Origin of the sequence: Candidatus Latescibacter sp., from assembly GCA_030692375.1 — a bacterium.
In the GTDB taxonomy this organism is placed as follows: domain Bacteria; phylum Latescibacterota; class Latescibacteria; order Latescibacterales; family Latescibacteraceae; genus JAUYCD01.
The window spans coordinates 1-10,480 of record JAUYCD010000140.1 but is presented as its reverse complement, the minus strand read 5'-3'; the positions used below and the strand labels follow the sequence as shown (position 1 = coordinate 10,480).

Sequence of the window (10,480 nt, the reverse complement as noted above, 5' to 3'; positions counted from 1 at the left end):
TCCTTCGGACATCCCCCCTTATTAAGGGGGGCAACCGATACCATCGGCGGTAGAATGGTTTTTCTCTTTTTTCCCCCTTAGTAAGGGGGATGTCACCAAAGGTGACAGGGGGATCATCTTTGGATACATCGCAGCTTGCTGCAGGGTAATTCATTTAGGGTTAGGAAACTTCATTTACGGAGAAATCACAATGAAACTGCAATCAACCTCAGTCTCTATTCTTCTGGCCGCCATAACGGGATTCTCTGCTTTTGCAGAGGGATTCGTTATACCGGCGGGCGAAAATCCCTATGCTGCGCCAACCTTTGAATGTCTGGGCATTTACTACAAGGTCGATACCGATTCCCCCGGCGAGTGCGCGATGAGCTTCCGCGCTCAAGGAACGAAGGATTGGAAACAAGGATTCCCCCTCTGGTTCGATATCCGGGATCATGAATTCCGCGGAAGCATCGTCGGTCTCACTCCCGACACCTCTTACGAACTCATTCTCAATTGCGGCGGGAAAAAGGTCGCCATGAAAGCACGGACCCGCAGCGACCGTTTCCCGGTAGGTAAAACGACGTTTCTCCCGGATGGGACGACCGACAAGACCCTCCGAATCTCCGAAGCGGGCGCTCCCAACGCATGGCATCTGGTTACCCCCGCTGATGGGGCCAAGACTGTCCTCGACCCCGAGAATTTCGCCGATTACAATATCATCGTAGAATCGTCGTATGTAATCATCAGGGGGCTGGTTCTGAAAAACGCGGGCATTCACGCCATTCTGATTAAGGAAGGTGTCCATGATGTGGTCATCGAGGACTGCTGGTTCACTTTCTGGGGAAGGGGCGGAGGCCCGCGCTCCTTCGGCAACCTCGGAGGCTCCGACAGCGCTGTGTTCGCGGAATCGGGGACTTACGGGCTCGTTATCCAGAACAATCTGATGGAGAATCCCCGTGGAGCATCGAACGACTGGGACGCCGGCCATCCCAACGGCCCGCAGGCGATCACTCTCATAAATTCCAAAGGTGGGAATATCATCCGGTACAACGAGATACGATCGACAGAAGATCACGGTTTCAACGACGGGTTCGGCGGCGGCGACAATTACAGCTTCGAGGGCAGCCCCTGCCGGGATTCAGACATTTATGGCAATATCATCTCGAATACCTGGGACGATGCTATTGAGAGCGAGGGCGCCAACATGAACGTCCGCATCTGGGGAAATTACCTCCACCATACGTACCAGCATGTCGCCACAGCGGTCACCTCCAAAGGCCCGCTGTACATCTTCAGGAATATTTTCGGCGTCAGCCGCCGGACGCATCTCGACCCCCTCGGCGGCAGCATGATCAAGCTCGGCGAGCGCGACCCCTACATCGGCGGAAGGCGGTATATTTTCCACAACACAGCCTTGCAGCCTCGGGGCGCTTTCAGTGTGTTCAGCAGCCACCCCTGTACAAACGTAGTATCGAGGAACAACATCTTCGACTGTCCGGGAACCCTCACAGGCACCCGTGAGCCGGCGATTCCCAGCGATCTCGACTACGACCTGTTCAACGGCATACCGCTCGTTCCCGGTTACGAGAGCCACGGGATTCACGGGAAGCCGTCCTTTATCCCCGCGAACGGAATCGAATTCTACCTCGCGCCGACCACCTCGAAAATTGAGTGGGGGCTTACAACGACCGTGCATGACGGCAAGAAACTGTCAGTCACCGACAAGGTGGTAACTGTACCCAATCCCGCTGTCGACGCGGGAATAACCATCCCAAACTTCAACGATGATTTTAAGGGAAGCAAACCAGACCTGGGTGCGTTCGAGCGCGGGAATCCACCTCTCAGGTTCGGCCGTCACGCCGGCGTATCCGGTCAATACGCCCCCTGGGAGCAGCGGTGAGGAATTGTCTAACCGCCGCAGCATTATCATTCAATCAGCATCCTTTGCGCATCGAAAACCATACATCGGAGCAAATGCTCCTTTCATGACGTTTCGATATGTTACGGTAATATTCGCCGGAGGTGAAATCCATGAGCCGCCGCGAATAAGTTGATCGGTGGTTCTTAGCTTGTTTGAATCGCCCTTCCATTGATAAGCTGCCCATGAACCTTCGACAATCTCCCAGACATTCCCTGCCATATCATAAATCCCATCGGGAGTCTTCCCACGCTCGTAGCTGCCTACCGGTGATGAATGACCGACCATGCTGTCGTAGTTTGAACGACCGGCGTCAGGAGGCTCGTTTCCCCAGGGGTACTTCCTTCCCGTAATTCCCCTGGCGGCGATTTCCCATTCGAACTCTTTAGGAAGACGCTTACCCGCCCAGGATGCATAGGCTTGTGCAGCCTCAAGTTTCAGCATTACGATGGGGTAATATTCCTTGCCGGGAACGGCGGAAAAGGCGCCGTCTTTTGTTTTTACAACACCGCAAAAGTCGGGATTCGCCATATCTTCTTCATAGTACTGTTTTCCACCGGATTCATTCAGGAACCGGACAAACTCAGAAATGGTCACTTCGTACCGGTCGATAAAGAAACTTTTTACGGTCACTGTGCCTGGAGGTGAATCCTCCGGGTCGGTCTCGTCAGGGCCGATGGTAAAGGTTCCTCCCTGAATTTTTACCATCTCTCCCAAATCCGGTTTTCTTTGTGAATTAGGCGGTTTGGTGAAAGGGAACGTTTTCTTGTAGTCGCTGTCAGCCGCTTGGAGTACAGAACGGCCTGAAAGAATAACCTTCCCCCACGATTCGCAGCTGTGCATATTGTAGACGAGGTTCGGCGACCACGTCCAGTCCCAGCAAGGCCCGCCCCTGTTTTCCCAGTCCATGACCGGCCACGTCCTCGGCCAGGGATGTTCGACACGACTGAAATTCAACCTGAAATTACTCCCGGGTTGATTCAACACTGAGCCATCCCTGCCGGTTTTTCTGAGCGACTCCCAGGGAATCGAAATCTCAATAATCCATTCATTGTCTTTATCAAGAGGATAATTGATGCTCCCCTCCATTCTCACCGCGGCACGTAAACCTTCCAAATCCCATGGGCGGCTGCCTTCAATCTTCGGATGACTGAACGGTATTCCTCCCCTGCCATATTCCTTTGGCAGCAGCATATCCCAGACAGTGCCCAGACAGTTGAACTCAAGCTCTATATAATTCTGGCTGTCATTATCGACATCGATGAAAAGTTCTAAGTCGTTGTCAAAGTATATCTCCGAGTCTTTATCGACAACATGACCCAACAGGTTCGGTTCTTCGAGCTTTACTGCGGCAAAAAACTGCTTCTCATCCCAGAGCATTTTGGCATGGGTCGCCAGGAACGGTTTTTTGTAACCTTCCATGAAAATATGGCCGAAACTGTCGGTCCACCTGGCTTTTTTCCAGCTCGATTCGTCCAGTGCGCCATCTATTGTGATATCATCTATAGTTTTGTAAACGATATAGGACTGAGGTTTAAACGATTTCGGAGCATAAGGACTGGTAATGACAGGATAAACAAAGCCCGGTTCCCTGTCGAAATTTGCAGGACAAATCATCCGGGTAAAAGTGAGATATATTATTGCTGCTGCCGCAATTGAAGATAAAGGGATAATAGACCGTGAGCGCATATGATTTCTCCATATCAGTAATTGGGTATATTTTATCGTGGGAAGACTTGATTCGACATAAGCATTCTCTTATGTGAGATTAAGGTTGAAAGATGTTCTGAAAATATATATATTTTCACAAACCAAAAGAGAAATAAGTATATCCGGTTATGTCATTTGGTAAGTATTTTTAGAAATATTGCGCATTGATTGCACATTTAGATCCTGAAACGAGTTCAGGATGACACGTGCACTTCGACAAGCTCAGTGCTCGGACAGCGGACTCTGAGCCTGTCGAAGAGTCCGCTGCATCCGAACTTGTTTCGGCATCTATATATACGATCACGAACCTTATTTAATGGCATACCCATATTGGTATAAATACTACCTGAAATTCATTAAAAGCGAGGTTACTGAAAAGGTGAGCAGGGAAATAGCCATAGAAGTGCTGAAAACGGAAGCAGAAGCCATTATCCGTCTGATCGATCGTATCGGGCCGGAGTTTGACCGTGCGGAAGAAATATTATCCCGTACCAAAGGACGGGTCATTGTGTCCGGTCTCGGCAAGTCGGGGATAATCGGCAGAAAAATCGCCTCAACCCTTGCGAGTATAGGGATTCCGGCCTTTTTCATCCATCCGGTGGAGGGCGCCCATGGCGACATCGGTATGATCATGCGGGGAGATTCGGCGATCATCATATCCAAGAGCGGCTCCACAGATGAGTTGAACAGTATGCTCAACCACCTGAAACGGCTTGGGATACCCATCATCGCCATAACCGGGAATCCGGTATCCAATCTGGCCGGAATATCCGATGTGGTGCTGAATACCGCGGTGGAACGCGAGGCCTGTCCGCTCAATATCGTGCCGACTGCCTCGACCACAGCCGCACTGGCTCTCGGCGATGCGCTCGCCATCAGCCTCCTGAACCGTAAAGGGCTGACCGCCGATGATTTCGCCGTTCTGCATCCGGGAGGTACCATCGGCAATAAACTCACCTACCGGGTGAAAGACCTGATGATCTGCGGCGACGATCTTCCGCTGGCGGATATCAATGCATCCATGGGCGAGGTCATTGAGGTAATGAGCGACAAGAAGCTGGGCATCGCGGTTATCACGGAACAGGGCCGTCTTTCCGGGGTTATAACCGACGGCGATTTGAGGAGGCTTCTCCAGCGTGTCCCCCGGCCCCTTGAAGTGGATGCACGGGAGGCCATGGCGCATACCAGCCGTGACCGGTCCCCCCGCTCCGATCCCCTGACCATCGACCCGAACGCCTTTGCGGCCGCGGCGGTCAATCTTATGGAGAAACACATCGTGACCACACTGGTGGTGACCCATTCAGACCGCGTTCCGATCGGGCTGATCCGGTGGATAGATCTTTCACTCGCGGGAGTGGTGTAAAAGATAAGGGTGCGAGTTGTGCATCTGGAATGAAAAACACTTGACAGTGAGATGATTTAAGGTATTTTGATACACATATATTGACTTTGCAACTACAGCAGACACGGTATTATACAGTCATGGGTGTCATAGAGAAAAAAAATAATACTTATTAAAACTCAATGAAGAGAATTTAAAGGCTATGGGCATGAATATTCCTCATCCAATCCCTTATCAGGGGAGCAAACGAAACTTGGCGGACGATATTTTGCGGTGCTTCCCGGCGAGTGTGTCTACTCTGTATGAGCCATTTGCCGGATCGGCAGCGATATCGCTGGCCGCAGCCACGTACAAGAGCGCAAAGGCTTTTCAGATAAACGATTTGAATAAACCATTGATCGATCTTTGGCGCGCCATTGTCACCACACCGGACAAGCTGGCCAAGGAATATGAAGACCTTTGGCATGAACAACTCGACGATCCAAAGGTGTATTACAAAAAGGTTCGGGACAAGTTCAACTTAACAGGCAGACCTGATTACTTTCTCTACTTACTTGCACGGTGTGTCAAAGCCTCAGTCCGATATAATGCTAATGGAGAATTCAACCAGAGTCCCGATAACCGCCGAAAGGGAACAATGCCCGTCACCATGCGAGAACATATTCTTGGAGCATCATCTCTTCTAAAAGGGAAGACGGCATTTTCATCCAAGAACTACAGGGATGTTCTAACGCAAGCGACCGAGAGCGATCTTATTTATATGGATCCGCCATATCAGGGGGTTTGTGGGAATAAAGATACACGCTACCTTACCAGCGTACAGTTTTGTGAGTTTGTCGAAGTTCTTGAACACCTCAACACCAGGCATATCAGATACCTTGTTAGTTACGATGGACGCACCGGAGATAAAGTTCATGGCATTCGCCTCCCCGAACATTTAAACCTTACACTCACGGAGCTTCAAGCTGGCCGATCAACGCAGGCAACTCTATTGGGCAGGGACGACGCTACTATTGAGTCGCTTTACATTTCCCCAGCATTAGCCGATGAACTCATTAAATTGAAAACTGTCTACCGCTTACCGCGAAGCGAACAAATGTGCCTTTTTGAGACGAGATCATGACGAAACCAAAGCTTCCAAAAGAATTCATAAAGCTATGCAAAAAAGTCAAAGCCAAGCGTCCTCGGACAGTAATAGACCACATTCTCAAGCATGGTTTCATAACCACGCAAGAGTTGAAAGACAAATATGGCTACAATCATCCCCCGAGAGCCGTGCGTGACGTCAAAGAAAACGGTATCCCAATTGAGATGTTCAGAGTTGAAGGCTCGGACGGACGCAAGATTGCCGCATACCGTTTTGGAGATCCTAATAAATCCCGATTTGGAAAATTCATTGGCCGCACGGCGTTCACGAAGGATCTGAAACGATTTCTGATCGAAAAGTATGGTCCGCGGTGCGCCATTTACCTTGAACCATTCGGTGAACGAGAGTTACAGATTGACCATCGTATCCCATTTGAGGTTGCGGGGGATATCGCAGGAAAGCAGGATACAGAAGACTTTATGTTGCTCTGCAACTCAGCAAACCGCGCCAAATCGTGGTCTTGCGAGCACTGCGCAAATTGGCTTGAACAGAAAGATGCCAATATATGTCGGTCATGTTACTGGGCTTATCCTGAGGATTACACTCACATTGCCATGCGCCAAGAGCGCCGGCTTGACATCATCTGGACAGATGCTGAAGTTGCAGTCTATGATCGGTTGAAAAAGAAGACGGAAGAACTTCAGCAAGAGATGCCTGCCTACGTGAAGAAGATTATAGAGCGGAATCTATGAAAGAAATGGCCCCACAAGCAAATCCAGCGGACACGGTGAGACTGCGCCGCCGATTCTTAACGTTTAATGTGCAAATATGAAAACGAACAAGTCGATAATTCCCGGCTCGCATGGCCTCTTATGTGAGGATATGAGGGTGCTATACATTTAGCTTTTTTGTATAATAGTTTATTATTTATTTTTGCGATTCAATAGAAATAATTTTTAAATTGGGTGTTATAAAGACGGCTACAGAATTACTTGTTAGATGGGTAAACTTCCCTTCCGAGAACAATGACCATGATACCTAAACGTGATGTAGTAATTTTTCTCGGTGCTGGCTTTGCTTTTGACGCTGGCCTCCCAGTCATGTCAGCTTTCGGTCCTCAATCACGAGAGGATTACCGCACCCTCTCGAAGCATGCATCGAAAAACGAAAAGCACGCTGCGCAGGTGCTCGTCGAAGCGGCCGACGTCTTCTATGCTTTCCAGAAAATATGTCGCCGTTCCCCGACAGTAACGTCGGAAGATGCGGAGAATCTCGAAACGGTTTTCTGTATCGCCGAAGCAATGAACGAAGCTGGACTCTCGACAATCCGCCTACAAGACACGGATTACGCGCTGGATCAATTGATCGAAAAGATCCAGCTGTGGCTTTGGAAAATCTACCAGCAATGCCCACTTTTGAATCCTGACCGGAAAACACGGGAACAGACCTACACAGACTTTTTCGGCCTTCTTAGCGAGTCGTGTATTTGGAAACGGACAACCGTTATTTCGACGAATTACGATCTGATCTTCGAGTACATGTCCTGGAAGAACGGGGCACTATGTGCATACCCGTTCAAGGGACTTTCCGACGGTGTTAACATCATCAATGCCGGTCACGGATCAACGCCCTATTTGCGGGTAAATCAGGATGACCCCGACGTACAATTCGTGTTATGCAAGCTCCACGGGAGTGTCAATTATTTCGAAGACGTGTCTAAAAGTGGCGACCATAAATTATTTGTTTCCATCGATCTTGGAGACGATAAACCTATCGGCCTGTCCTACAATTTTCTGAATAAACCAGCTATATTTGCTGTTGACGCGATTTGGAAAATTCGTAACGACTATGGTCAATCACTGACGCCTGCTATTGTTCCTCCAACCTACGCAAAGGTAGCGAGAAAACACTGGTTGGCAAATGTTTGGAAATATGCATTCAATGAGCTCAGCACGGCAAATACGATTCTGTTTATCGGTTACAGCATGCCGCCGACCGATGGTTTTATGCGTGCGCTGATCCATGCTGCACTCGCCACCGGAACGCGGACAAATAGGCCCAACGTTTTTGTTGTCGATCCCAACTCGCAAGTCCATGAGAACTACTCCGCACTATTCGGAGCCAGCTATCGAGATATCGGCCGCCACACATTAGAATGGGCGTTGAAAACAAAGGCACTTCACCGTGTGCTGGAAATCGCCATCTAACAACAGGTTCGAGGCGGACCGGTTTCCCCGCCGCTTCGCTACGGGAAAACCGGCCGCTCAACCGGGGCGTTGGGTCTAAGAAAAGGATGAAACCATGAATGGGACACCAAAGACACGAATCGCAACAATTAATGAACTTGCAGTTATATTTCCCGGCTATTCTCCCCTGCCAGAAGAACGAAAACAGCAGGGCAAATATTTACTGATTGGTGGGCGCAATATCAATGACAGTCGTTTAGAGAAGACTAACAAGGATTCATACGTCGATGACACACAAAAGGACAGTTTTCGTCGAGCCATAGCTCAACCCGGCGACATCATTGTCTCAACACTGTTCAACAGGCGAAAGCTTTACATATATCGTGATACAGATCCTATGGCTGTAGTGAACAACAGTTGTGCTATCATCAGAACGCCTGAAAATAACGACTACATCGTATCTTACCTCCGAACTCTGAAAGGCCAGGAACATTTTCTGCAAGACGCGGAAAAAGCCACAAGCGGGGCATTAATCCCAAGGTTATCACTTAGTGCCTTATCGAATATTCAAATTCCATTGTTGCCACTCTCCGAGCTTCAACGACTCGGTGATGATCATATCGGGTCCTCCACGACAGATGATCTAATTGTTCTCCGTGATGAATTACAAAGCAAAGACGCACAAATTGCCGAACTACGGGTGCAACTTAATGCCTCGCGCGGAAAAGAGGGAGAAAACGAACGTTTGAAAAGCCAGTTGACCCAAGTCACAACCTATTACGAAGACCGAATTCGTAAAATCAAGTCTCAAATCTCGACCAATAATTTAAAGAGTCGAATTGTTCACGGCGAAACATCAAAATTTGAGTTTAAGTCTTCACTACGTTGGAATCTGAAGGCCAATCGGAACGATAACAATATAGAACTTGCGACACTCAAGACAATTGTGGCTTTTTGTAACACACAGGGCGGAGAGCTTTTGATAGGTGTCGCTGACGACCATACTATCCTTGGGATCGAGCAAGATCATTTTGCAAATGAAGACAAGTTTCTCCTCCACATACGGAATCTAATCACCGACAAAATAATCCCCAGTGTTTTTCAGTATATTGACTATGATTTAGTGACTATTGATGACAAGAGAATCTGTTGGGTCGTTTGTAAGCAGAGCAAAGAGGACGTCTGGCTCAAACCGGACAAGAACACGCCTGAAGCCTTTTACGTGCGCTCTGGGCCTTCATCAACTGAATTACCTCCGCGCGATGCATTACATTATATACAGGAACACTTCCCGAAATGACCAAACAATTGCATTCACCAGACGGCGAGAAGCGCGGCGGCAAGGACGTGTAAAATGAGGTGTCAAATGTGGAAGTGGATACCGATTCTTATCTTATGTATTGTGTCAGGTTGTGCAGCTAAACGCCCCATCATTTTTCGTGATCCCTCGTACTCTGATTATTCAGTGCTAAAAAATCGGTGCGCTTTCTTACTCTGGGATTCTATTAATATCAAATCTATGGTACAAGACTTCATCTCCGCGTTCGATGGTAATCCCGCGTCCGGGGAGGCATTTATTCGGTCATTCTTGGTTGATTGTCTTACAGGCAAGGAAGAAATGTACGACTGGCAAAACGGTAAGTACAGGAGGCTAAATTTTTCTTCATTGGACAGCATTCGTACTGATCTGACTCTCTCTCAAGATGCTTATGGCATAGCGACATTGACGGCTGCGAGTCGTGAGTCACTTTCAGCAAAACTTGCTTCTGCCCGGGTTGACTACCTTATTGTGATTTTCGGTATGACAGTAACGAGGGGGGCTACCGCTTCCGCGATGCCTATGTTGGGTAAGCAAAATTTCCCTGGTAAAGGTATGACGCTTGTCCCCGGCGGAGCTGAACAAAATTTTGCAACGATGAGTGCACAGGTATTTGTCTTACGCACAGCTACAATGGGAGTCGTTTGGAATGGTTTTATCAGCGGGAAATGGGACATCGTAAACAATTTCACAAGAAATACTGCCAAAGGTGTTACAAAAGAATTCGCACGTGATCTCTATTCTGCGATTAAATAGTCGAGAGACGGAAGTTTAATTTCAACATATGATATAGCCCGGATTATTCATAAAAATAATTTTCTTTCTGTAAACCTCAAAACTACAGCCCCCTAAATCCCCCAACGGGGGACTTAAATGACTAAAAAACAAAATGTAACAGATATTTTACTGAGTATGTTGCACTTACGTGTTATTATATTTA

General features: G+C 48.4%; 8 protein-coding genes. 7 read left to right on the top strand and 1 reads right to left on the bottom strand.

From position 1 onward, the window contains the following. Positions 1 to 190: 190 nt before the first annotated feature. Positions 191 to 1,879 (top strand): right-handed parallel beta-helix repeat-containing protein, encoded by a 1,689-nt coding sequence (locus Q8O92_08615; protein ID MDP2983377.1) that lies wholly within the window; start codon positions 191 to 193, stop codon positions 1,877 to 1,879. Positions 1,880 to 1,909: 30 nt separating this feature from the next. Here Q8O92_08615 and Q8O92_08610 read toward each other — a convergent pair whose 3' ends face one another. Next, on the bottom strand, positions 1,910 to 3,586 hold the full coding sequence (locus tag Q8O92_08610; GenBank protein MDP2983376.1) for an SUMF1/EgtB/PvdO family nonheme iron enzyme: 1,677 nt from the start codon (positions 3,584 to 3,586) through the stop codon (positions 1,910 to 1,912). Positions 3,587 to 3,923: 337 nt separating this feature from the next. Here Q8O92_08610 and Q8O92_08605 point away from each other — a divergent pair, with 337 nt between their 5' ends. The 6 genes from Q8O92_08605 to Q8O92_08580 all read left to right on the top strand — a co-directional run bounded on the left by Q8O92_08605 (position 3,924) and on the right by Q8O92_08580 (position 10,296). Continuing rightward, positions 3,924 to 4,970 carry a KpsF/GutQ family sugar-phosphate isomerase gene (locus tag Q8O92_08605; protein MDP2983375.1) on the top strand — a complete coding sequence of 349 codons (1,047 nt, stop codon included), beginning with the start codon at positions 3,924 to 3,926 and terminating at the stop codon, positions 4,968 to 4,970. A gap of 187 nt (positions 4,971 to 5,157) precedes the next feature. Next, positions 5,158 to 6,072, top strand: coding sequence for a DNA adenine methylase (locus Q8O92_08600; GenBank protein ID MDP2983374.1), 915 nt, complete (start codon positions 5,158 to 5,160; stop codon positions 6,070 to 6,072). Beyond that, positions 6,069 to 6,788, top strand: a complete 720-nt coding sequence (locus Q8O92_08595; GenBank protein MDP2983373.1) for an HNH endonuclease — start codon at positions 6,069 to 6,071, stop codon at positions 6,786 to 6,788. Before Q8O92_08600 ends, Q8O92_08595 begins: the two co-directional genes overlap by 4 nt. A 279-nt stretch (positions 6,789 to 7,067) precedes the next feature. Then, positions 7,068 to 8,243 carry an SIR2 family protein gene (locus tag Q8O92_08590; GenBank protein MDP2983372.1) on the top strand — a complete coding sequence of 392 codons (1,176 nt, stop codon included), beginning with the start codon at positions 7,068 to 7,070 and terminating at the stop codon, positions 8,241 to 8,243. 94 nt (positions 8,244 to 8,337) lie between these two features. Then, complete coding sequence (locus Q8O92_08585; protein MDP2983371.1) at positions 8,338 to 9,522, top strand: putative DNA binding domain-containing protein; 1,185 nt, start codon at positions 8,338 to 8,340, stop codon at positions 9,520 to 9,522. Positions 9,523 to 9,588: 66 nt separating this feature from the next. Continuing rightward, the gene (locus tag Q8O92_08580; GenBank protein MDP2983370.1) at positions 9,589 to 10,296 is read left to right on the top strand and encodes a hypothetical protein; all 708 of its coding nucleotides are present in this window, start codon (positions 9,589 to 9,591) and stop codon (positions 10,294 to 10,296) included. Positions 10,297 to 10,480 lie beyond the last annotated feature (184 nt).